This window comes from Piscinibacter defluvii (assembly GCF_004011805.1).
In the GTDB taxonomy this organism is placed as follows: Bacteria; Pseudomonadota; Gammaproteobacteria; order Burkholderiales; family Burkholderiaceae_C; genus Piscinibacter; species Piscinibacter defluvii.
In genome coordinates, this window is record NZ_ML137196.1 from 407786 (window position 1) to 429127 (window position 21342).

The 21342-nt window shown below is 68.6% G+C and carries 23 protein-coding genes and 1 tRNA gene; 11 read left to right on the top strand and 13 right to left on the bottom strand.

The window, feature by feature from the left end; translation table 11 throughout:
• Positions 1-32 precede the first annotated feature (32 nt).
• Entirely contained in the window at positions 33-194 is a 162-nt protein-coding gene (locus D9C15_RS33295) for a hypothetical protein (RefSeq protein ID WP_164886615.1), read from the top strand.
• Positions 195-308: 114 nt separating this feature from the next.
• Positions 309-998: a hypothetical protein gene (locus D9C15_RS01820; RefSeq protein WP_127995712.1), complete on the top strand. Its 690-nt coding sequence runs from the start codon at positions 309-311 to the stop codon at positions 996-998.
• Between the two features lie 434 nt (positions 999-1432).
• On the opposite strand, the gene D9C15_RS01825 is transcribed toward D9C15_RS01820, so the two are convergent.
• Both D9C15_RS01825 and D9C15_RS01830 read right to left on the bottom strand, forming a co-directional pair.
• A complete protein-coding gene (locus tag D9C15_RS01825; protein WP_259372590.1) occupies positions 1433-2788 on the bottom strand; it encodes a type II toxin-antitoxin system HipA family toxin in 1356 nt (451 codons plus the stop codon).
• Between the two features lie 9 nt (positions 2789-2797).
• Positions 2798-3076 (bottom strand): helix-turn-helix domain-containing protein, encoded by a 279-nt coding sequence (locus D9C15_RS01830; RefSeq protein ID WP_127995713.1) that lies wholly within the window; start codon positions 3074-3076, stop codon positions 2798-2800.
• 298 nt (positions 3077-3374) lie between these two features.
• Here D9C15_RS01830 and D9C15_RS01835 point away from each other — a divergent pair, with 298 nt between their 5' ends.
• Positions 3375-3989 carry a GGDEF domain-containing protein gene (locus D9C15_RS01835; protein WP_164886616.1) on the top strand — a complete coding sequence of 205 codons (615 nt, stop codon included), beginning with the start codon at positions 3375-3377 and terminating at the stop codon, positions 3987-3989.
• On the opposite strand, the gene D9C15_RS01840 is transcribed toward D9C15_RS01835, so the two are convergent.
• Positions 3963-4958 (bottom strand): methyltransferase domain-containing protein, encoded by a 996-nt coding sequence (locus tag D9C15_RS01840; protein ID WP_127995715.1) that lies wholly within the window; start codon positions 4956-4958, stop codon positions 3963-3965. The genes D9C15_RS01835 and D9C15_RS01840 overlap by 27 nt on opposite strands.
• Positions 4959-4981: 23 nt before the next feature.
• Between D9C15_RS01840 and D9C15_RS01845 the strand changes: the two genes are divergently transcribed.
• The 3 genes from D9C15_RS01845 to D9C15_RS01855 are packed head-to-tail and all read left to right on the top strand — an operon-like array spanning position 4982 to position 7231.
• Positions 4982-5575, top strand: coding sequence for a hypothetical protein (locus D9C15_RS01845; protein ID WP_127995716.1), 594 nt, complete (start codon positions 4982-4984; stop codon positions 5573-5575).
• Complete coding sequence (locus D9C15_RS01850) at positions 5544-5915, top strand: helix-turn-helix domain-containing protein (protein WP_127995717.1); 372 nt, start codon at positions 5544-5546, stop codon at positions 5913-5915. Before D9C15_RS01845 ends, D9C15_RS01850 begins: the two co-directional genes overlap by 32 nt.
• Entirely contained in the window at positions 5909-7231 is a 1323-nt protein-coding gene (locus D9C15_RS01855; protein ID WP_375138737.1) for a HipA domain-containing protein, read from the top strand. Before D9C15_RS01850 ends, D9C15_RS01855 begins: the two co-directional genes overlap by 7 nt.
• On the opposite strand, the gene D9C15_RS01860 is transcribed toward D9C15_RS01855, so the two are convergent.
• The 7 genes from D9C15_RS01860 to rsmB form a co-directional block, all read right to left on the bottom strand.
• Positions 7228-7443: a helix-turn-helix transcriptional regulator gene (locus tag D9C15_RS01860; RefSeq protein WP_127995718.1), complete on the bottom strand. Its 216-nt coding sequence runs from the start codon at positions 7441-7443 to the stop codon at positions 7228-7230. The genes D9C15_RS01855 and D9C15_RS01860 overlap by 4 nt on opposite strands.
• Positions 7444-7522: 79 nt before the next feature.
• On the bottom strand, positions 7523-8809 hold the full coding sequence (locus tag D9C15_RS01865) for a tyrosine-type recombinase/integrase (RefSeq protein ID WP_127995719.1): 1287 nt from the start codon (positions 8807-8809) through the stop codon (positions 7523-7525).
• A 181-nt stretch (positions 8810-8990) separates the two neighbouring features.
• Positions 8991-9066, bottom strand: a tRNA-Phe gene (locus D9C15_RS01870).
• Between the two features lie 27 nt (positions 9067-9093).
• On the bottom strand, positions 9094-9786 hold the full coding sequence (locus D9C15_RS01875) for a response regulator (protein ID WP_127995720.1): 693 nt from the start codon (positions 9784-9786) through the stop codon (positions 9094-9096).
• 6 nt (positions 9787-9792) lie between these two features.
• On the bottom strand, positions 9793-12105 hold the full coding sequence (locus D9C15_RS01880) for a sensor histidine kinase (protein ID WP_127995721.1): 2313 nt from the start codon (positions 12103-12105) through the stop codon (positions 9793-9795).
• A gap of 34 nt (positions 12106-12139) precedes the next feature.
• On the bottom strand, positions 12140-12748 hold the full coding sequence (locus D9C15_RS01885) for a DUF4390 domain-containing protein (protein WP_127995722.1): 609 nt from the start codon (positions 12746-12748) through the stop codon (positions 12140-12142).
• Between the two features lie 13 nt (positions 12749-12761).
• Entirely contained in the window at positions 12762-14099 is a 1338-nt protein-coding gene (rsmB, locus tag D9C15_RS01890) for a 16S rRNA (cytosine(967)-C(5))-methyltransferase RsmB (RefSeq protein ID WP_240668250.1), read from the bottom strand.
• Positions 14100-14234: 135 nt separating this feature from the next.
• On the opposite strand from rsmB, the gene folE reads away from it, so the two are divergent.
• Positions 14235-14924: a GTP cyclohydrolase I gene (gene folE / locus D9C15_RS01895; RefSeq protein ID WP_240668278.1), complete on the top strand. Its 690-nt coding sequence runs from the start codon at positions 14235-14237 to the stop codon at positions 14922-14924.
• A gap of 2 nt (positions 14925-14926) precedes the next feature.
• Positions 14927-15352 carry a BLUF domain-containing protein gene (locus tag D9C15_RS01900; RefSeq protein WP_127995724.1) on the top strand — a complete coding sequence of 142 codons (426 nt, stop codon included), beginning with the start codon at positions 14927-14929 and terminating at the stop codon, positions 15350-15352.
• 15 nt (positions 15353-15367) lie between these two features.
• On the opposite strand, the gene D9C15_RS01905 is transcribed toward D9C15_RS01900, so the two are convergent.
• The 3 genes from D9C15_RS01905 to D9C15_RS01915 are packed head-to-tail and all read right to left on the bottom strand — an operon-like array spanning position 15368 to position 19106.
• Entirely contained in the window at positions 15368-16159 is a 792-nt protein-coding gene (locus D9C15_RS01905; RefSeq protein WP_240668251.1) for a phosphate/phosphite/phosphonate ABC transporter substrate-binding protein, read from the bottom strand.
• 42 nt (positions 16160-16201) lie between these two features.
• The gene (locus tag D9C15_RS01910; RefSeq protein WP_127995725.1) at positions 16202-16534 is read right to left on the bottom strand and encodes a DUF167 domain-containing protein; all 333 of its coding nucleotides are present in this window, start codon (positions 16532-16534) and stop codon (positions 16202-16204) included.
• 13 nt (positions 16535-16547) lie between these two features.
• Complete coding sequence (locus D9C15_RS01915; RefSeq protein WP_127995726.1) at positions 16548-19106, bottom strand: DNA topoisomerase III; 2559 nt, start codon at positions 19104-19106, stop codon at positions 16548-16550.
• 116 nt (positions 19107-19222) lie between these two features.
• Here D9C15_RS01915 and D9C15_RS01920 point away from each other — a divergent pair, with 116 nt between their 5' ends.
• From D9C15_RS01920 to D9C15_RS01930, 3 genes are read left to right on the top strand one after another with little or no spacing between them, the layout of a single operon-like run.
• Positions 19223-19714 carry an SET domain-containing protein gene (locus tag D9C15_RS01920; protein ID WP_127995727.1) on the top strand — a complete coding sequence of 164 codons (492 nt, stop codon included), beginning with the start codon at positions 19223-19225 and terminating at the stop codon, positions 19712-19714.
• 10 nt (positions 19715-19724) lie between these two features.
• Positions 19725-20624, top strand: coding sequence for a biotin--[acetyl-CoA-carboxylase] ligase (locus D9C15_RS01925; RefSeq protein WP_127995728.1), 900 nt, complete (start codon positions 19725-19727; stop codon positions 20622-20624).
• 7 nt (positions 20625-20631) lie between these two features.
• A complete protein-coding gene (locus D9C15_RS01930) occupies positions 20632-21333 on the top strand; it encodes a hypothetical protein (RefSeq protein ID WP_127995729.1) in 702 nt (233 codons plus the stop codon).
• The last annotated feature ends 9 nt before the right edge of the window (positions 21334-21342 follow it).

Consider the following 21342-nt stretch of genomic DNA (forward strand, 5'->3'; position numbering starts at 1 on the left):
AAGCCTCGGTCGAGCGTGACCTCGCAACGTTCGTGGAACGTGCGCTGTCGCTGGACGTGCTGCTTGGCGCAACGGGCCACTCCGAACAAGCCAGCGTCGCGAGAGACGCAGCAAGTCACGTGAACGTCGTGCTGGGCATGGACCACCTGAAGCACCGCGCCGCGGCGTTGGCTCAACACACGCTGAAGCACTGATTGCCAGGGCGGATCGGCGCGCTCGCGCCGATCCGCCCACACCACCAATGACCCGCAATGCAAATGTCTGACACACATATCCAACACGCGCGTCCTGTCGAAGTTGCAGCCGTGATGTACGCGTTCGTCTACTACTTCATCGTCAGCACCGAGCTCCACCTGCTCGGTGATGAGCACGGAGGCCGCGACTGCGTCGATACGCTCGACACGGAAGACACGCAGGGCCTCCGACAAGCCCTGGCCTACGCTGAACTGGTCGTCGCCGACTTCGGTCGAGCGCCGACGACCCTGCCCGAACTCATCGAGCGAATTCGGGTAGTGGCCGACAATCTCCGCAGCGACGCATCCATTCATGGACGGGCCAATCTAGCCCTGCAAGACGCGTTCAGTCACGCGTTCGACAGAGCCGGCGAACTCATGCGAGCCGGACCGGGGCAACGCAAGCCACCGCAGCAGACTGAAGGCCCAGACTCCGACCGCCCGCTGAGAGCGCTGCGCCGCTGGTCGCGCTACTACCTGGACAGGTTCGAGCAGTTGGTCGACTTCCTGGCTGGCCCTGATGGTTCGCTGGACGAAGACGCCGTCCGCGCTGTGTTCGCTTGCACCGACATCGGCATGGGCATGCTGTATCACTTGGGCGGACACCTTCTGCACGCCGAAACGAACCCCTTCGGACTGGTGCGAGAACTGAATGACCAGTTGCGGAGCTCCGCCGTAGAGGACGGTGGCCATCACGTTGAACGGACTCTGACCTGCGTCTACGATTGCGCGCTGGTCGCACTGGATGAAGGTGTAGGCGCGTAGCCCTTCGAAGCGTCCCTCACGTGGCCCCGCGGCAGCTGTCGCGGGGCCACGCTTGCCTTGGTGGCCCCGAACCGATAACCATGCCCCGTCGCAGAGTTGACGCACGCGCATCCGATAGCATCGGCGCCCCCCCCGCCCGGAAACCTTGGCCATCTGAGCGTCACCCTGCGCTGCAGCGACGGGGGCAGCACCTATGGGCTGCCTAGGGCGTCGATCAGGCTAACGGCAGCTTCCGCGACCTTTGACTTGGGCGCTATCGTCTCTGTAGGAGAGTCGCAGCCACTTGAACAGCCCGCGAGGCAGCTGCTTTCACTCCTGATGCCGCCGCCTCGTCGACTCATTCAACTGTTGCAGGCACTGGAAGCCAACTCTGCAGTCGTCTTGGTCGAATGAGACGCCCGTAGGCTGTGCATCTCTGCGATGCGACGTCTTTCCTACAGGGACTCTGCGCCACGCAGGAACAACTGCGCGTGCCGCTTCACTCCCGTTGAGATGGAGGTCCAGACGCGGTGCGGGAAGCCCTGGGGCAACTGGCCCTCGACCTTGCTCAATACGTCCTCGGCACCGTCAGCCATGGCCATCATGCGCTGCCAGACCTTGTCTCCGCATCCGTCAGCCAAGCGATTCCAATGACGCGGCTGGATGTCCTTGATCCTGTAGTGCGGGTTCTCGCCGCGGACGGCTATGGCCAGCTTGGCCCGCGGATACGCAATCTGATTCGGCCCGTCCCCAATGATCGGCCAAGCGGACAGTACGTCATACAGCGGCGTCAGGCTGAAGTGGCCCCCTCGTCGGTGCCGGAGAGAGAAGTTCTTGGCGTGCCCATCAGTGGCGGCCATCAACCAGAACGCGAACTGCGCCAGCGCGAACGTGGCCCGGTCCTCCTCCGCGTGCTCACTTGCAGCGAGAACACGCAGGCAATCTTGCGCCGAGGGACCGCCGTCGGATTGGTACTTGCGATCCGGCGCGATCCCGAGTGCTTGGCAGAAGTCCTCCTGAGGTAGACGCGCAATCCAGGCTCCTTCCGGAGGCTTGAAGCGCGCCTTCGTCTCGGCGCCAGCGGCAACGCCCTGCCATCGCCGGTCGAATCGCGTGACGACGAGGGCCTTCGCATCACCGAAGCTCGCCATCTCCGTCGTCGCCATCTCGAACCCGAGTCCAGACATGATCCGGGCGCACAGCCACTCGTTCTCGACCGAGTCGGTCATGTCGACCCTCATGTTGCCGACCAAGCCCAGGGGGAGCTTGAGGATGTGGGTCGTGGGCGTCGCGCCGTGAGGGCGATACCACTTGCCCCCCATCCGCAACAGTGCGGTCTTCTCCTGCGCGCCGGCAATGGAGATGCGGAAGTCGTGGTCGTCACCCTGGCCGAGCGGGCTCTCCGACGTGACCACCCGAAGGAGGTTCTCGACGTCGCGGTCCTTCAGCGGTTGGGCGTCGACGCGGTTCCAGCCTCCGGGCTCAGCTCCCGGTGGCAGCAGCTGCACTGCGCCAACACAATCGCGTCCGATGGCTGTGAGCAGATCGAACGCCTCGTCCGAGCGGGCATGGAAGCGCCGCCGCAATCGGCGGCGAATGTCGGCGCTATCGGGCAGGAGGTTCTCGAAGTAGTGTGTGACCGTGTCTCCGCGGTGTTCGAGGTCGGCGGTGAAGGGCAATGACAGCGACAGCGCGCGCCCTTCGTCCGAATGCGCCCAGGCCTCGTGGTAGCGCAGCACAGGCGTGCCGGTGCGCAGTGTGGTCCACACGCCCACGGGCATCCCGTTCATCCAGATGTGGAGTTCGGCCACGGCTCGCCCCTACCAGGGCTCTTCCGTCGGGCGACGCTTCCCGGCCGCGGCGCCGGAGACGGCGGCCTCGGCGCCCGTGGGGCGCAGCGCCATCTGCACACCCAACGCGCTCAGGATGCTGAGGAACTGCTCCAAGCTGATCGCTGTCGGATCGCGCTCGATGCGTGCGATCCGCGTCTGCCCGACGCCCAACATGGCGCCGAGCTGCATCTGGCTCAGGCCTCGTGCCTTGCGCAGTGCACGAAGCTGGCTGGAGAGCTGGCCAGGGGTTTGGATGAGGTATTCCATACCGGAACACTTTATGCCTTAGGAAGCATTTGTGCAATAAATGCCTCTGAAAGCATTATCGCGATTCATGCCCTTAAGGGCATACCGCTGCGCTCAGGCCCAGCCACCGAGGCGACCACGCGACGATCCGTGAACAAGTTTGCGCTGGCGCCGCAGTTCACCGCACAGGCAGGCTCACGCCGGCGCGCCAAACGAGAATTCGCCCAACCCGCCATTGCCCGGAACACAACGCATGTTGCGAACGCTAGAGCGCCGCCTCCTGAGGCTTCTGCTCCGCCGAGCGGAGCGAAGGCAGGACGTGGCCACGGAGGCCGAGCGACTGGATCTGATGAGCCGCCGAGACTTGCCGACCGGCCTCATCAACCGCCTGGCCTTCATGGAGGAACTCCAGCGAGTCCGGACTGCAGGCACGTCCGGAACGCTGATGATCATCGACATCGACCTGTTCAAGCTGATCAACGACAGGCATGGACACGCGGTCGGTGACGAAGTCCTGCGCGCACTCGCAAACCGAATCAGGACGCCACTGCCATCCAGCAGCTTGGTAGCGCGGCTTGGAGGCGACGAGTTCGTCGCCTTCGTGCCGATGCCTCTCGAGCGAGGCGCCGAGCTGGCGGACCGATGCGTCGAAGCAGCACGTGTGCCGATCGCACTGGCAGACGGGCAGGAGCTGCGGGTCACGATCACCGTGGGTGTCGCGTCGCTTGCTGCACAAGCGAGCATCGAGAAGACGCTGTCCGCGGCCGACCAGGCCCTGTATGCGGCCAAGGAGGCGGGGCGCGACCGCATCCAAGTCTTTGACGACGACACCGCAGGCATCGTCGGAGCGCGCCGCTCGCTGGCGGCCGCGGTGGCCACACCCTTCAGGAGCGCAACCAGCAACTGCTCAAGCGTGTCGAGCTCGATGCGCTGACAGGCCTGCGTAACCGTCACGCGCTGGACCAGATCCTCGACACGACCTGCGGCGGGCCCGATGGACAGCGAAGATGTAGGCCTTGAGGTGAAAGCTGCTGCCCTGCGTCACGAAGACACGCACGTCGGCGCCCTGCTCGCGCAGCAGCAAGAGCAGACGCAGTGCTTCAGGGTCGGTGATGTCCAGATAGTCGCTGGTCAGGACACGGACACGGCGCTTCGCCTCCGGTGCGAGGACCGCCTGCAGATCAGGCAGCAGTAGCCGCAGCCCCGTGGTCTTTATGAAGGCGACGGCCAGGTCGACTTCCGTAGCGCTTGCGATCGCCGCCGAGAGGTGTGGCAGGAAGTGGTCGGCTTCGCCGGTGACGAGTCGCCGGCCGCTTGGCGGCGCCTTCATGACGAGCGCGTTCGTCCATGCCTCGTCTCGCTCGGGGCGCTGGTCTCGCGTCAGCCAGACTTCTATGCCGAGCACCTCGGCGAACGGCCTGAACCAGGTCCGAATCGTCTCCTCGTCGGCGTCGGTGAAGCGCCGGCCGTTGTGGAGTCGCTCGCCACGGCCGTGCTTGAGGCTCAAGTAGAGCGTGCCGCCCGGCGCCAGCGCGGCCCAAAGCCGCGACAGCGCGTCTTGCATCTCGGAGAGCGGGACATGGAGTAGGCTGGCGCAGCACCAGATCCCGTCATAGGCGGCGGTCTCATCGACATCCTCGAATCGGCGAACGCCGACTTCAAAGCCGCAATGCTCGGTGGCCAAGGAGGCAAGTTCGGGCGTGGCGTCGAACGCGGTGACCGAGAAGCCCAATGCGGCGAACGCCTTGGCGTCTCGTCCCGAGCCGCAGCCTGCGTCGAGGATTCGGGCACCGGCTGGGATGTAGGCGAGAAACCGCTGCCGAATCGCCGCCATGTCGACGGCAACTGTGGTGCGAAAGAACTCGGCAGCGAACTGTCGGTAGTACTCGACGCTGTCGCTCATCCCCTAGCCGCATTGATGTCTTATTGCGGCGAGCCTACCCACCTCTCGAAGGTCAATTCAAGGACTTCCAGGCCTTCTTCCAGGACTGGCTGGACATTCCTCGCGACCTACCCATCGCGAAGGTGGTCAATGCGCTGACGAGTCTCAACACAATTGCCGACCGCGCCGAGCGAGAGAAAGAGGCGCTCGCCATCTACAAGCGCGCGGAGAAGGTACTGCGGCCCGCCTTCGGCAAGCCAGTGCCGCGACCGAGTTGGATGTCCGTTTTCGAGAACGAGGCCGTTTTCGTGGACCACCATGGCCGGCTCGTGGAAACGAGCGAATCCCTCTACGCAAACGACGCGCCAGCCATCGCCGAGCTCTTCCAGGATGAGGAAGATCTGTCCTTCCTTGCAGTGCCGAGAGAGGACGTGCCGCGGCTCAGCGATTCGGTCACGCATCGTTTCAACTTCGAGGCTCTCGGCTTTGCCGTCACCCCACAGCCTTCAGCCTATGGCGCGAAGGTATTGGCCCTGGCCGATAAGTTGACGGAACTTGCTGTAGCTTGTTTATTGCGTTCACAGGCCACGGCTTATACGATGTGCCATGGTCGCTGCCTTCCCTGTCCGCTTCCCTGATCAACTCCGCCAGCATCTGCGGGCGCTGAGAAAACGGCATGGCCTGACTCAGGCCCAACTCGGCGCACTCATCGGTGTCAGCCAGGCGCGAATCGCGGAGATCGAAGCGAACCCGGGCCTCGTCAACTTCGAGCAGTTGATGAAGCTGCTGTCCGTGCTGGGGGTCTCGCTGACCCTGCAGGAGGAAGCGGTCGCGCCGGTCGCCGCCCGCGCCCCTGCGGTCAAGGCCTCGAAGCCGAAAGCCCCCAAGCCACAGCCCAAGCCATCAAGCAGACCGCCTGAGGCTGAGGCCGAATCCCGTCGTACCCTCGTGGCCCGCCCCAAGAAGGGCTCGTGGTGACCCAGTCGCTCAACGCCTGGATGAACGGTGAGCGGGTCGGCACCTGGATCGTCGACCGGAACTCGCACGCCTTCCGCTACGAGCCATCCTGGCTGGAGTCGCCACGCCGGCGGTCGCTTTCGCTCTCCCTACTCATCAGCGGATCGCTGGAGATCCAGGGTCAGCAGGTCCGCAACTACTTCGACAACCTGCTGCCGGACAACGAACGGATCCGCTCGCGCCTGCGCCGGCGCTTCGGCCTGCGCTCGGGCGAGATCTTCGACCTGCTGGAGGCCATCGGCCGGGACTGCGTGGGCGCTGTGCAGCTCCTGCCCGAGGGCATCACCCCGGAGGGTTGGGATCGGATCGAGTGCGATCCGCTGACCGAGGCGCAAATCGTCGACCTGCTGCAGGCGGTGCCGTCGGACACCGACCCCGGGTCGATCCACGACGACGACCTGTTCCGCATCTCCATCGCCGGCGCGCAGGAGAAAACCGCACTCACCCGGTGGAAGGGCAAGTGGTGCCGGCCGCATGGCGCCACGCCCACCACCCACATCATCAAGCTGCCGCTGGGTCTCATCGGTGGCTCGAAGCGGGTAGATGCGTCGGACTCGGTCCAGAACGAATGGCTGTGCGCGCAGATCGTCGCGGAGCTCGGGCTGCCGGTCGCCTCCACTTCGATGGAGACCTTCGGCGAACAGACCGTGCTGGTCGTCGAGCGGTTCGACCGGGAGTGGATGGACAAGGGGAAGTGGATCGCACGCCTACCCCAGGAAGACTTCTGCCAGGCGCTCGGCGTTGGACCGGATCGGAAGTACGAGCAAGGCGGCGGCCCCGGCATGCAGAAGTGCCTGCAATTACTGCAGGGCAGTGCAGACCGTGAGGACACGACCCTCTTCCTGCTCACGCAGCTGGCGTTCCTGCTGATGGCGGCCACCGACGGCCATGCCAAGAACTTCTCGATCTATCTCGATCGCGGCGATGCCTATCGGATGACGCCGCTCTACGACGTCCTGTCGATGTGGCCCTACTACGGTGACGGCGCCAACCAGTTCAGGCCGCGCAAGGCGGGCCTGGCGATGGCCGTGCGCTCGAAGAACGCGCATTACCTGTTCCACACGATCCAGGCGCGCCACTGGCAGCAACTGGCGGCCAAACACGGAGGGGACACAGTGTGGGCCGCGATGATCGAGCTCGTCAGCAGCGTCGAGGTCGCGCTCGCGCGATTGGAGCAACGGCTGCCCAAGGACTTCCCGGCCCACACCTGGGAGAGCATCTCGACCGGCATGAGGAGCGAAGCAACGCGGTTCCTGAGGGAAGCTGGACTGCTCTAGTGCGACACCTGCGGTCGTTCTGCAGTCCAGTGGTCAACGTCGCTTCGCCGCCAGCCCACGGCACGCACCGACAGCTGGACCGGCGACGGAAACTGCCCGGCCGCCAGCAGCCGGTAGATCGTCGATCGACCGAGCCCGGTCAGGCGCATGACTTCCGGCAGGCGGAGGATCGCCGGTGGAGTGGCTTCCGTCGCGAATCGCAGGTGCTGCATGCGGCTTCCCTCGGTGATGTGCCTCGGGAAACTCTAGGCGCTCGCGGCACGTCATGAGCCGCAAGATTTCGACGCAGATTCAGCGCTTCGCGCCTGCGCTGTCGGTCGGCGCCTTGCGAAGCTTGTCCAGATAGTCTGCCCAAGCCTGCATCATCTTCCGCCGCTGTTCGAGGAACTCGGTGCGGTTGTACGCGCGGCCGAGTGCGTCCTGCACCGAGTGTGCGAGCTGCGCCTCGATCACGTGGGGATCGAAACCGAGTCGCTCGTGCAGCATCGTCCGCGCCGTCGCGCGGAAGCCGTGGCCCGTCACCTCGTCGGTCGGGAAGCCCATCGCGCGCAGCGCGGCGTTGACGGTGTTGTCGCTCATCGGGCGGTCGTGATGGCGCTCGCCGCGGAACACCATAGGCCCGTTGCCGGTCAGCGGCTGCAGGTCGCGCAGCACCGCGACCGCCTGGCGCGAGAGCGGCACCAGGTGCGGCGCGCCGTGCAGCTTCTGACGCAGCTCCCGCTTCATCCGCATGGACGGCACGGTCCACAGCGCGTCGTCGAGATCGATCTCGGTCCACTCGGCGAAACGCAGTTCGCCGGGGCGCAACAGCAGCATCGGCGCGAGCCGCAGCGCGGCGCGGACGACTGGCGTCGCCGCATAGTGGTCGATCGCGCGCAGCAGCTCGCCAAAGCGGGCCGGCTCGGTGATCGCGGGGAAGTGCTTCGTCATCGGCCGCCGCAGGGCGCCCTTCAGATCGCGGGCCGGGTTGCTCGACGCCTTGCCCGTGGCCACCGCGTAGCGCAGCGCCTGGCTGCAGTCCTGCAGCGCGCGGTGCGCCGTCTCGACCACGCCGCGCGCCTCGATGCGACGGATCACCTCGAGCAGCGGGGGCGCCGTCAGCTCGGCCACCGGCACCTTGCCGATCCACGGGAAGACGTCGTTCTCGAAGCGGGCGATGATCTTGTCGCCGTAGCTTCTCGCCCAGCCGTCCTTGCGCACGGCATACCACTCACGGGCGACTTCCTCGAACGAGCCGCGCGGCGGCAGCCCGTCGGCGACACGCTTCTTGTCTTCGTAGGCCTCGACCTGCGCCTGCCGCTCGGCCTTGCGCTGCTGGCTGGGGTCGAAGCCCTCCGCCAGAAGCCGCCGCGCCGCATCGGCCTTGCGGCGCGCGATGGCCAGCGTCGTGTCCGGGTAGTTGCCGAAAGACAGCATGTTGCGCCGGCCGGCGAAGCGATAGTCGAACCGCCACCCGTGCTCGCCAGGCTTCACGAAGAGCAACAGGACGAGCCCGTCGCCATCGCTGATTCGCTTGCGCGGATCGCCCGGCTTGATGGCCTTGAGGAAGGTGTCCGAGGGGATGAGATAACGAGCCATGGAGTAAACGCCCTGTTTTCGGCCCTACTCCAGGCCGCTACTCCAGAACGTACTCCTCGATCCCCGAGAACGTCAGGGTCGGCTTGCAACCGTGTGAGACAACAAAAAAGCCCTAGAGCGTTGATTCTCTAGGGCTTTCTGGACTTCGTGGGACGACTTGGAACGTCCCGAAATCGTCGTCTGGTGGCCAAGGGCGGAATCGAACCACCGACACGCGGATTTTCAATCCGCTGCTCTACCAACTGAGCTACTTGGCCGCGAGCCGGCGATTATAGCCGGGCTTCTCAGAGCGGCCCGCCGCGCTTGTTGCGCGAGAGGTCGACACCGAGCTGCTTGAGCTTGCGGTACAGGTGCGTGCGCTCCAGGCCGGTCTTCTCGGCCACACGCGTCATGCTGCCGTTCTCCTGCGCCAGGTGGAACTCGAAGTAGCTCTTCTCGAAGGCATCACGCGCCTCGCGCAGCGGGCGGTCGAGGTCGAAGCTCTGCTCGGACTGCGGGCCCAACATCAGCGGCGTGGTGGGCAGCATCGCACCGCCGGTCATCGCGGCCTCGACGGTGAGCGCGGCATCGATGCCGTGGTGGTTGCCGCCGGGCAGCGGCGCGGCAGGGCGCACCGGCTTGGCCAGCCCCTGCTCGACGGCGCGCAGCAGCTTCTGCAGGGTGATCGGCTTCTCGAGGAAGGCCATCGCACCGTACTTGGTGGCCTCCACCGCGGTGTCGATCGTGCCGTGCCCGCTCATCATGATCACCGGCATGTTCAGCTGGCCGGTGGCGCCCCATTCCTTCAGCAGCGTGATGCCGTCGACATCGGGCATCCAGATGTCGAGCAGCACGAGGTCGGGGCGCAGGCGCTCGCGCACCGCACGGGCATCGGCCGCGTTCTCGGCGACTTCGACGGTGTGGCCCTCGTCGTTCAGGATCTCCGACAGCAGGGCACGGATGCCGAGTTCGTCGTCAACAACAAGAATGGTCGCCATGGATGGTCAGTGCGTCCGGCTGTCGGCGGCCGCCGCGACAGCGGGGGGGCTGTCGGCCGGAGCGAGCTTCGAAAATGATAGCGAAACTTGGGCGCCTTTCGCGGCGCTGCGGGAGGCGGCGGAGCCGGGAGTGTGCCCGCTCGCGGCGGCGTCCGCCACCCCGAGGTTGGCGATGCGCACCCGCGCCCCATGTTCGTCGGCGATCTTCTTGACCACTGCCAAGCCCAGCCCGGTGCCCTTGGCCTTGGTCGTTACATAGGGCTCGAAGGCGCGCTTGAGCACCTTGTCGGGGAAACCGTGGCCGTTGTCGCTGACCACGAGGCGCACCGAGCGCACCTCGCCATGCTCGCCGCGCGCGAGCTCGGTGCGCAGGCGCACATGGCCGTCGCTCTGGTCGGCCACGGCGTCGAAGGCGTTCTGCACCAGGTTGTGGATCACCTGGCGCAGCTGCGGACCGTCGCCGACGATGGCCGGCAGGTCGGGCGCCAGCTCGGCATGCAGCCGCCCGGCCTCCTGCGCCGCGCCGTACAGCGCGAGCACCTCGCCCACCAGCGCGTTCAGGTTCAGCGGCTTGAGGTTGGCGGCCGGCAGCCGCGCATAGTCGCGGAACTCGTTGACCAGCGTCTTCATCGCCTGCACCTGCGCGACGATGGTGGCCACCGAGCGTGCCAGCATGGCCTGGTCGGGCGCCTCGAGCTTGGCCTCGAGCTTGTGCTGCAGCCGCTCGGCCGAGAGCTGGATCGGCGTCAGCGGGTTCTTGATCTCGTGCGCCAGGCGCCGTGCCACCTCGCTCCAGGCCTCGCTGCGCTGCGCCGAGACGACCTCGGTGATGTCGTCGAAGACCATCAGCCGCGCGCCCTGCGGCATGGCCGCGCCGCGCACCAGCAGCGTCAGCGTGTCGCGGTCGCGGCCCTGCGCGTCCTGGGTCTGCAGCTCGAAGCTGTCCTGCCACTGGTCGCGCTCGCCGGCCTCCGGGCTGGCGGCGTGCAGCTCGAAGCGCTGGCCGACGCGCTTGGCGAAGTCCACCAGCCCGGGCACCTCGTCCAGCGGCCGGCCGCGGTAGGCCGACAGCGGCAGCCGCACGATGCGCGTCGCGCCCGGGTTGACCGTCTCGATGCGGCCCTCGCGGTCGAACACGATCACGCCGGCGGTCAGGTTGTCGAGGATGGTCTGCAGGTTGGCGCGCGCGGACTCCACCTGCGTGACGCTGCGCTGCACCAGCTCGCGCGCCTCGGCGAGCTGCTCGGTCATGTCGGCGAAGGAGCGGGTCAGGCCGCCGAGTTCGTCGCGCGAGGCGAACACCGGCTTGGTCGAGAGGTCACCATGCGCGACCTGGTCCACGCCCTCGGCCAGCAGCAGCAGCGGCCGCGCCAGCTGGTTGCCCAGCAGCGCCGCCAGCAGCACCGCGCCGAACACCGCCAGCACCAGCGCCAGGGTCAGCGTGCCGATGTACATGCGACGCAGGCCGTCGCGCGCCAGCGCGCGCTGCTGGTACTCGCGGTACGCGGCCTGCACCGACAGCGCGTTGGCTGTCAGCGTGGCCGGCAGCAGCTGGCGCACCATCAGGTAGCGCTGCTGGTCGTCGAGCGAGAGGTTGGCGCTCGGAATCATCGCGAGCACGCGGATGCGCGCCTGCGCGGCGTTGCCGCCGTCCTCGTCCAGGCCTTCGAGCACGCCGGTGACCCGCGCGACGCGTGCCTGGCGCAGCATCTCCGGCGTGGGCCGGTCCGGGAGCAGCCCGGCCGCGCTGCTGCTGGCGGCCACCAGCACCTGCCCGGCCGGGTTCAGCAGCGCCACCTCCTGCGCGGCGAGTTGCTCGCGCAGCCGCTCGAGCGCCAGCGCCTGCGCGGTGCCGGGCGTGTCGCCCAGCTTCTCGGCGGCCAGGCGGGTGCGCCCGGCCAGCTCGCTGACCAGCGCGTCGAGCGTGCCGCGGCCGAGGTTCAGGCCGGCATCCAGCGCGCTCTCCACCTTCACGTCGAACCAGCTCTCGATGCTGCGCGAGACGAACTGGTAGCTCACCGTGTAGATCAGCAGCCCGGGCAGCACGCCCACCAGGGCGAAGATCGCCGCCAGCTTGAGCAGCAACCGGCTGCCGAACTTGCGCCGCCGCACCCGCAGCACCAGCCTCACCGAGGCGATGCCGATCACCAGCGCCAGCAGCGAGGCCACCGTGACGTTGACCCAGAACAGCCACACGTAGTGGCGCTCGTACAGCGCCGGCCGGTTGGTCGCGACGGACAACAGGAAGGCCAGCACCAGGCCGGCGCCGGTGACGGCGACCAGGGCGACGATCCATGCCCATCGGGTGGCCTTCTTCATGATCGCGGGCGCGTGGCCGGCAGTTCAGAGCGTGTCAGTCGACTTGCAGCGTCTTCTCGACCACCAGCGTCCAGTCGGTCGGGTTGCCGATGCCGATCTGCATCGGGCGCGGCAGCAGCGAGGTGTCGAGCCGGAAGCTGAACTCGAGGTAATGGCCGCCGCCCTCCAGCTGGCCGGCGTCCGCGATTTTCCACTGCACGCCGCGGCGGATCGCCGCCAGGGCCTCTGCGCGGGTGGTGTAGGTCTGGCTGATGCCGGCGAAGGTGACGCGGTAGTTGGAGGTCAGCGGCTGGTAGACGATGCGCCACTGCCGCGTGGCCCGCGCGACGCGCTTGTCGCGCCAGTACCAGCGCGAGCGCAGCAGCTCGGCGTCGGCCACGAAGTACAGCGGCACCGACTTGCCCAGCGCCTCCTCGGCGCCGCGCGGCAGCTCGAAGCTCAAGCCGTAGTCGAGGAAGAGGCCGTCGTCGTTGCGCTGCACCTCCAGGCTGGTCAGCTCGACGCCGGCGGACTGCGCCCGCGCCGCGCCCAGCCACGGCGCGAGCGACAGCCCCAGCGCCGCAGCGAGCAGGCGGCGCCGCGCAGCCCCGTCGCGGCGGTCGCGCGGGCTCTGTTGACCGGTGACGGGAGCCGCGCGTCGCATCGGGTCGGGGAGCTCAGGTTTTCTCGAGCAGCTGGTAGAAGAACCCGTCCGCAACGGCCGCCGTGGCGGGCTCCGGACGATCCGGACCATTGTCGGGCAGCGGCAGCAGATGCCCGGGCGAGGCAGGCTCCGCAGGCACCTTGGCCTCCGGATGGCGTTGCAAAAAAGCGTCGATCTGTCCCTGTCCCTCGGCGCGGAACACCGAGCAGGTGGCGTACAGCAGCCGTCCGCCGGGTCGCAGCAGCGGCCACAGCGCCTCGAGCAGTGCCGCCTGGGTGGCGGCCAGCGCGTCGATGTCGGTGGCGCGGCGCAGCCAGCGCACGTCGGGATGCCGGCGCACGATGCCCGAGGCGCTGCAGGGCGCATCGAGCAGGATGGCGTCGAACGGCCGGCCGTCCCACCAGTCGGCCGGCCGTGCCGCATCGGCCGCCCGGGTCTGCGCCCGCAGCCCGAGGCGCGCCAGCGTCTCGTCGATGCGCTGCAGGCGCGCCGGGTCGCTGTCCAGCGCGAGCAGCTCGAGATCGGCGAGTTCGAGCAGGTGGGCGGTCTTGCCGCCCGGGGCGGCGCAGGCGTCCAGCACACGCGCGCCGGGCGGCAGGCCGGCGCCCAGCAGCAGCGGCGCGGCGCGCTGGGCAGCCAGGTCCTGCACCGAGACGTCGCCCGCGGCGAAGCCGGGCAGCCGCGTCACCGGGCAGGGTTGTGCCAGCACGATGGCCGCGTCGCCGGCCGGCGTGGCCTCCAGCCCCGCCGCCCGCAGCCGCGCCAGGTAGCCGGCCGCATCACCATGGCGCCGGTTCACGCGCAGCACCATCGGGGCACGCTGGTTGTCGGCCTCGAGCAGGGCCTGCCAGTGCTGCGGCCAGTCCTGCTGCAGGCGCTCGATCCACCAGCGCGGGTGGTTGTGGCGCGCCACCGGGTCGCGCTCGACCGCCTCCACCAGCGCGGCCTGCTCGCGCAGCCAGCGGCGCAGCACTGCGTTGACGAATCCGGCGCTGGACGCCTGGCGCCGCCGCGCGGCGGCCACCGCCTGGTCCACCAGCGTGTGCGGCGCATAGGGCGGGTTGCCGCGCGGCCAGAGCAGGGCCAGCGCGGTCAGCAGCAGTGCGTCCAGCGCCGCCGCCGGCGGACGCGGCACCAGGCGCTCGCGCAGCGCCTGCGCGCTGCCGAGCCAGCGCAGCGCGTGGAAACTCAGCGCCTGGGTCCCGGCGCGCGCCGCGGCGGGGCAGGCCGCCAGCGCGTCGTTCAGGCTGCGCCCGGCACGCACCGCGGCCACCGCGTCGGCCGCGTGGCGCAGCAGCCGTTCGAGCGGCAGGGCCTGCGCAGGGGGGGAAGCGGGCGCGGTGTCGTTCACCGTGCCCAGTCTACGGGCGCTCCGGCGCCCCGCGGCGGTGCGCCCGGGGCTGCGCTACCCTGTCGGCCTCAGCTTCACCGAATTGCGCCCATGCCCCCCGAAACCGCCACGCCGATCTTCCGCTCCGAGGACGAGATGGCGCGCCTGCCGGCCTCCGAGCGCATCCGCTACCGGCTGGTGGGTGCGCAGTGCCGCTACCACGCCAACGACAACATCGCCGACTTCATCGCCGACGGCGAGCTCGAGGAGCTGCAAGGCGAGGTCGAGTCGAAGATGAAGGAGGTGCTGCGCTCGCTCGTCATCGACACCGAGAGCGACCACAACACCAACGACACCGCCAAGCGCGTGGCCAAGATGTTCCTGCGCGAGGTGTTCAAGGGCCGCTACGAGGCGATGCCCTCTGTCACCGAGTTCCCGAACGTCTCGCGCCTGAACGAGCTGATGATCGTCGGGCCGGTGAAGGTGCGCAGCGCCTGCTCGCACCACCTGTGCCCGATCCTCGGCAAGGTGTGGATCGGCGTGCTGCCCAACGAGTTCTCCAACCTGATCGGGCTGTCGAAGTACGCCCGCATCTGCGACTGGGTCATGAGCCGACCGCAGATCCAGGAGGAGGCGGTGATCATGCTGGCCGACGAATTGCAGGAGCGCGTCAAGCCCGACGGCCTGGCCATCGTGATGGAGGCCGACCACTTCTGCATGCACTGGCGCGGCGTGAAGGACGACGAATCGATGATGACCAACAGCGTGATGCGTGGCGCGTTCCTGAAGGACGCCAACCTGCGGCGCGAGTTCCTGTCGCTGCTGTCGAAGAAGAACGGGGGCTGACGATGCTCGTGAGACTGCTGTACGCCAGCCGCGCGGCCGAGGGCGTGGGCCAGGAGGAACTGGCCGCGATCCTGCGCAAGTCGCGCCAGCACAACCCGGGCACCGGGGTCACCGGGCTGCTGTGCCTGTCCGGCGGCATCTTCCTGCAGGTGCTCGAGGGCGGGCGCTCGCAGGTCAGCGCGCTGTACAACCGCATCGCCCAGGACCCGCGGCACCGCGACGTGGTGCTGCTGACCTACGACGAGATCGCCGAGCGGCGTTTCGCCGGCTGGTCGATGGGCGTGATCGACCTGTCGCGCCTGAACCCGGCCCTGCTGCTGAAGTACTCCGAGAAGGCGGTGCTCGACCCCTACACGCTCTCGGGCAAGGTCTCGATGGCACTGTTCGAGGAGCTGATCGCCACCGCGTCGGTGACCTGCTCGCCGTGATGACGGGCGAGTGGCCTACAGGCCCAGCCAGGTGCCGAGCTTGAGCAGCTCCTGCTCGTCGTAGCGCTCGAAGCCGCTGTACTTGATCGGCTCGAGCTTCTTGCGGCCCTCGTCCGACCCGTCCAGGCCGACCAGGTACTCGCGCACCCGGGCGGACTGTTCCTCGCCGAGCGTCGGGCTGGCCAGGATGTGCTTGATCGGCACCGGCCTGGACTGCGCCAGCACCTTGCCGCCCTTGCCCAGCCAGGCCTTGACCACGCCGCCGGCCGCGGTGGCGCCCGAGGTGGTGAGGTTGTTCTCGACGAAGAACGGCACCGCGTCCTGGTAGCGCGTGTAGGTGATCGCCACGTCCGCCGGCGCCACGCCCGCGTCGCGCAGCGTGGCGCGCACCATCCAGGCGGTGATCGAGTCCTCGTCGGGGGCGCCGAGCTTGCGGCCCTTCAGGTCGGCCAGCGAGCTCAGGGTCGAATCCGCCTTGACGAGGAAGCTGGCGCGGTACTGCTGGAAGCCCTTGGTGACGACCAGCAGCCGGTAGCCGTTGTTCTTGATCGCCCCGATCGACACATGCGCGGGGTGGATCATCGCCAGGTCGTACTGCTTCGCGGCCAGGCCGGCGCGCAGCTGCTTGTAGTCGCCCACCGGCTCGATGGTGACCGGCTGCTTGAGCAGCTTGGACAGGTCGGCCGCGATCGCCGAATAGCGGCCGCGCACCTCCTCGAGCGGCACGCGGTAGGTGACGCCCTCGTTGACGGCGAACACCAGGGCCTGCGCGGCACTCCCCGCGGCCAGCAGCGCGGCTGCGGCCAATGCTCGAAACGCTCGTGTCAGGATGTTCTCCACAGTCGAAGACTAGGACGGATCGGAACCACCCTCGCGTGACGGAGTGGGCATAGCCCGATCCAGCCATGCAACCAGATGTTGCAGCGGCGCGTCGACCTCCACCGCCTTGCGCCGCGCGCTCGTGCCGCGCACCAGCTCGAGGCCGCGGCGCGGCACGCCGAGTTGCCCGGCCAGCCAGCGCAGCAGCGCCTCGTTGGCCTTGCCGTCGACCGGCGGCGCGGCCAGCCGCACGCGCAGCGCCCCGTCGTGCAGGCCGTCGATGGCGGTGCGTCTGGCGTTGGGCACCACGCTCAGCGCGAGGCGCGTGCGCTCGCCGTGCGCCGAGACGCAGGGCCAGTCCATCGACAAACCGGGCTCAGGCCTTGGCCTTCTTCGCCGCGGCCTTCTTGGCCGGTGCCTTGGCCGCGCGCGGTTCGAACTCGAACACCACCTTGCCCTCCTTCTTGTCGTAGGCGAGGAAGGCCTTGAACTTGCGCCGCGTCTTGTTGGAGACGAAGTTCTCCAGCAGGTCGGTCTTGCCGCTGGCCAGCAGCTTGCCCATCTGCTCGCGCGCCACCGGCTGCTGCAGGATGATCTTGCCGCTCTTGAAGTCGCAGGTGACGTGCGCGCCGACCGCGTGCTCGCAGACGTAGCTCGTGCCATGCTCGAACACCTTGCCCTGGCACTTGGGGCAATGGCCGAGCGACTCCTGCCCGGAGAAGTCCACCGGCTCGCCGTCGCCCTCGGCCTTGCGCGCGTCGTCGCCGAAGTCGAACTCGAGCTTCCAGTTCGAGATCTCCTCGTCGTAGGCGAGCTTGAGTTCGGCCGTGAACGGCCAGCCCGCCTTGGAGCGGAAGCCCTCCAGCGGGCCGATCTTCTTGTTGGCGATGAACTGCTCCACCTCGTCGAGCTCGAAGCTGCGCCCGCCGGGGATCTTGCTGATCGAGAACTCGCACTTCTCGCAGGCGAAGCGGCGGTAGTTCTCCTTCACCACGCCGCCGCAGTTCGGGCAGGGCACCGCGAGCGTCGCGTAGTCGCCGGGAATCGTGTCGCGGTCGTACTCCTTGGCCTTCTTGACGATGCGCTCGGCCATCGCGGCGATCTCGGCCATGAAGGCCTCGCGCTGCAGCCGGCCCTTCTCCATCTCGGCGAGCTGGTACTCCCAGTTGCCGGTGAGCTCGGGCTTGGTCAGGTCCTCCACGCCCAGGCCGCGCAGCAGCGTCATCAGCTGGAAGGCCTTGGCCGAGGGCACCAGCTCGCGGCCCTCGCGGTGCATGTACTTCTCGAGGATCAGGCCCTCGATGATCGCCGCGCGCGTGGCCGGCGTGCCCAGGCCCTTCTCCTGCATCGCCTCGCGCAGCTCGTCGTCGTCGATCAGCTTGCCCGCGCCTTCCATCGCCGAGAGCAGCGTGGCCTCGGTGTAGCGCGGCGGCGGCTTGGTCTTGAGCGCCTGCACGTCCACGCCTTCCGTGCGCACCAGCTCGCCCGGCGCCACCGCCACGAGGTTGGCGTCCTCGCCCTGCTCCTCGCGCCCGTAGACGGCCAGCCAGCCCGGCTTCACCAGCACCTTGCCGTTGGTCTGGAAGCTGAACTCGCGGCCGCCGTTCTTCACCGTGCTGATGCGCGTCGTGACCAGGAACTCGGCCGACGGGAAGAACACCGCCAGGAAGCGCTTGACCACCATGTCGTACAGCTTGGCCTCGATCTCGCTCAGGCTCTTCGGGGGCTGCAGCGTCGGGATGATCGCGAAGTGGTCCGACACCTTGGCGTTGTCGAACACGCGCTTGGTCGGCTTGACGTAGCCCTCCTTCAGCGCGAGCTTGGCATGCGGCGAGAGCGCGGCCTTCAGCGGACCGGGCAGGTCCTCCTTGGCGAGCATCTCGACCGTGCTCTTCACGGTGCCGAGGTAGTCCTCCGGCAGCGCGCGCGAGTCGGTCCGCGGGTAGGTCAGCACCTTGTGCTTCTCGTACAGCGCCTGCGCGAGCGAGAGCGTCGTCTTGGCGGAGAAGCCGAAGCGCGAGTTCGCCTCGCGCTGCAGCGTCGTCAGGTCGTACAGCAGCGGGCTGGCCTGGGTGCTGGGCTTGGCCTCCTCGGTGACGCTGGCCGGCTCGCCGCGGCAGGCCTGGGCGATGGCCTGCGCGTCGGCCTCGTTCCAGAGCCGGTCGGCGCGCTGCTCGGCATCGTCCGGGTTCTTCTTCCACTTCGGGTCGAACCACTTGCCCTCGTACTCGCCGGCCTGCGCGGCGAAGGTGGCGCGCACCTCCCAGTAGTCGCGCGCCACGTGCTTGCGGATCTTCTCCTCGCGTTCGACCACGATCGACAGCGTCGGCGTCTGCACCCGGCCGACCGTGGTGAGGAAGAAGCCGCCGTCGCGCGAGTTGAAGGCCGTCATCGCGCGCGTGCCGTTGATGCCCACCAGCCAGTCGGCCTCGGAGCGGCTGCGCGCGGCCTCGGCCAGGCCGTGCAGATCGGCATCGCTGCGCAGGTTCTCGAAGCCCTCGCGGATGGCCGCCGGCGTCATGCTCTGCAGCCACAGCCGCCGGACCGGGTGCTTGCTCTTGGCGTGCTGCTGGATCAGCCGGAAGATCAGCTCGCCCTCGCGGCCGGCGTCGCAGGCGTTGATCAGGTCGCCGACGTCCTTGCGCTTGACGAGCTTGACGATCGCGTTGAGCCGGCTCTTGGTCTTGTCGATCGGGTTCAGCTCGAAGTGCGGCGGGATCACCGGCAGGTGCGCGAAGCTCCACTTGCCGCGCTTGACGTCGTACTCCTCCGGCGCCTTGATCTCCAGGAGGTGGCCGACGGCCGAGGTGACGATGTAGCGCTCGTTCTCGAAGTACTCGTCGTGCTTCTCGAACTTGCCCACCGACGGCGTGAGTGCGCGCACGATGTCCTGCGCGACGGAAGGCTTCTCGGCGATGATCAGTGACTTGCTCATGGACAGGGGTTGCGCGGCACCCGCCGGGGCGTGTTCCGCGTCATCAATACAATCCGGGCTCTCGCGCGCACGCATACGCGCGCGCGCCCATGATTTCAATGTACCCAAACCGAACGATGGCGCAAGCAAGCAACGGCAAGCAGCATCCCGCGGCCGAGGCCGGCGGCCGGCGCATCCAGGTGCGCCGCTCCGGCGTGCACGGCAAGGGCGTGTTCGCGCTGCAGCCCATCGCGCGCGGCGACGTCGTCATCGAGTACAAGGGCGAGGTCATCTCCTGGCCCGAGGCACTGCGCCGCCATCCGCACGACCCGAGCGACCCGAACCACACCTTCTACTTCCACATCGACGACAAGCATGTCATCGATGCCAAGGTCGGCGGCAATGCGGCGCGCTGGATCAACCACGCCTGCCAGCCCAACTGCGAGGCCGACGAGGTGGACGGCCGCGTCTTCATCAAGGCCCTGCGCGCCATCCGGCCCGGCGAGGAGCTGTTCTACGACTACGGCCTGGTGATCGACGAGCGCTACACGCCGAAGCTGAAGAAGCAGTTCGAATGCCGCTGCGGCGCGAAGGCCTGCCGCGGCACCATGCTGGCGCCCAAACGCTGAACACACCATCATGACCGAGCCGATGCACTGGGGCGCGGAGCAGTTGTGGCAGCAGTTGCTGCCGGAGCTGCCCGGGCTGAGCGTCGAGGTGGTCGAGCGCAGCTCGTCGACCAACACCGCGCTGCTGGAGCGCGCCCGCGTCGTCGGCCGGCCGGGCGCGGACAGCGATGCGGTGCTGGTGCACCACAGCGTCGAGAGCGCCGCCTTCGGGCGCCGCGCGGCCGACGTGCAGCCCTGCCTGCTGGTGGCCGAGCACCAGACCGGCGGCCGCGGTCGCCAGGGGCGCCACTGGCAGTCCGCGCCAGGCGCCTCGCTCACCTTCTCGCTCGCACTGCCGCTGGCGGCGCAGGACTGGTCCGGGCTGTCGCTGGTGGTCGGCCTGGCGCTGGCCGACGCGCTCGACCCGCCGCAGGCGGGCGCGGCGCCGCGCATCGGCCTGAAGTGGCCCAACGACCTCTGGCTGTGTGATGCCGGCGGCGGCGGCCGCAAGCTCGGCGGCATCCTGATCGAGACGGTCTCGGCCGCGTCGCGCCGCCTGGCGGTGATCGGCGTCGGCCTGAACGTCAAGCCGATGCCGACCACCGACACCAGCAGCGGCTTCGCCTGCGTGCAGGAACTCGACGCGTCGGCCGACCCGCCCGGCGTGCTGGCCCGCGTCGCGCTGCCGCTGGTGCGCGCGCTGCGTCGCTTCGAGCGCGAAGGCTTCGCTGCCTTCGCGGCCGGTTATGCGCGGCGCGACCTGCTGCTCGGCCGCCCGGTGCGCACCACGCTGGCCGAGGTGCCCGAAGGCATCGCACGCGGCATCGACCCACGCGGGGCGCTGCTGGTCGAAACCGGCGCGGGGCAGCAGGTGCCGGTGGGCAGCGGCGAGGTCAGCGTACGGCTGGACGCCGGCGACAAGCAGGGCTGACAAGCCCATGCTGCGGCGCCTGGTGTTCCTGCTGCTGGCGGCCAACCTGCTGTTCTTCGCCTGGAGCAAGGGCTGGCTGGGCGACCTGCTCGGCGTGCGGCCCGACGCGCAGCGCGAGCCCGAACGCCTGGCGCGCCAGGTGCGGCCGCAGACCATCGTCGTGCTGCCGCCGGCCCCGGCGGCCTCGGCCCGGCCGGCCGCCGCGCCCGCCAGCGTGGCCGCTGCGGCCGCAGGGGACGACAAGCCGGTGTGCCTCGAGGCCGGCCCGTTCGCCACCGGCGCGTCGATCTCCGCCATGGCCGCGCTGCGCGCCGTGCAGCCGCCGCTGCCGCCGGGCAGCTGGGTGGAAGTGACGATCGATCGTCCCGGTGCCTGGCTCGTGGTGCTGCCGCGCCCCGCCAGCCGCGAGGCGCTGACGCGCCGCGACGAGGAGCTCAAGCGCGCACGCATCGCCTACGAGGTGCTCAACACCCCGGAAGAGCTGGCCGGCAGCCTGTCGCTGGGCCGCTTCGACGACCGCGACGCGGCCGACAAGGCGCTGGCACAGCTCAGCCAGCGCGGCATCCGCCCGGCCAAGGTGGCCGAGCTGCATGCGGCCAGCACCATCCACGTGCTGCGTGCGGCCAAGGTCGACAAGGCGCTGGCGGCCCAGCTCGGCGCGATCCGCTCCGATGCGCTCGGCCGCGGCTTCGTGCCCTGCGGCTCCTGATTCCGCGCG

Coding starts and splice junctions, on each gene's coding strand:
- D9C15_RS01850 (WP_127995717.1), top strand. CDS start 5,544: ATGGTCGCTGCCTTCCCTGTCCGCTTCCCTGATCAACTCCGCCAGCAT.
- D9C15_RS01900 (WP_127995724.1), top strand. CDS start 14,927: ATGCTCGTGAGACTGCTGTACGCCAGCCGCGCGGCCGAGGGCGTGGGC.
- D9C15_RS01830 (WP_127995713.1), bottom strand. CDS start 3,076: ATGGAATACCTCATCCAAACCCCTGGCCAGCTCTCCAGCCAGCTTCGT.
- D9C15_RS01820 (WP_127995712.1), top strand. CDS start 309: ATGTACGCGTTCGTCTACTACTTCATCGTCAGCACCGAGCTCCACCTG.
- D9C15_RS01925 (WP_127995728.1), top strand. CDS start 19,725: ATGACCGAGCCGATGCACTGGGGCGCGGAGCAGTTGTGGCAGCAGTTG.
- D9C15_RS01915 (WP_127995726.1), bottom strand. CDS start 19,106: ATGAGCAAGTCACTGATCATCGCCGAGAAGCCTTCCGTCGCGCAGGAC.
- D9C15_RS01930 (WP_127995729.1), top strand. CDS start 20,632: ATGCTGCGGCGCCTGGTGTTCCTGCTGCTGGCGGCCAACCTGCTGTTC.
- D9C15_RS01885 (WP_127995722.1), bottom strand. CDS start 12,748: ATGCGACGCGCGGCTCCCGTCACCGGTCAACAGAGCCCGCGCGACCGC.
- D9C15_RS01865 (WP_127995719.1), bottom strand. CDS start 8,809: ATGGCTCGTTATCTCATCCCCTCGGACACCTTCCTCAAGGCCATCAAG.
- D9C15_RS01880 (WP_127995721.1), bottom strand. CDS start 12,105: ATGAAGAAGGCCACCCGATGGGCATGGATCGTCGCCCTGGTCGCCGTC.
- D9C15_RS01910 (WP_127995725.1), bottom strand. CDS start 16,534: ATGGACTGGCCCTGCGTCTCGGCGCACGGCGAGCGCACGCGCCTCGCG.
- D9C15_RS01920 (WP_127995727.1), top strand. CDS start 19,223: ATGGCGCAAGCAAGCAACGGCAAGCAGCATCCCGCGGCCGAGGCCGGC.
- D9C15_RS01860 (WP_127995718.1), bottom strand. CDS start 7,443: ATGCAGCACCTGCGATTCGCGACGGAAGCCACTCCACCGGCGATCCTC.
- D9C15_RS01875 (WP_127995720.1), bottom strand. CDS start 9,786: ATGGCGACCATTCTTGTTGTTGACGACGAACTCGGCATCCGTGCCCTG.
- folE (WP_240668278.1), top strand. CDS start 14,235: ATGGCGCGCCTGCCGGCCTCCGAGCGCATCCGCTACCGGCTGGTGGGT.
- D9C15_RS01840 (WP_127995715.1), bottom strand. CDS start 4,958: ATGAGCGACAGCGTCGAGTACTACCGACAGTTCGCTGCCGAGTTCTTT.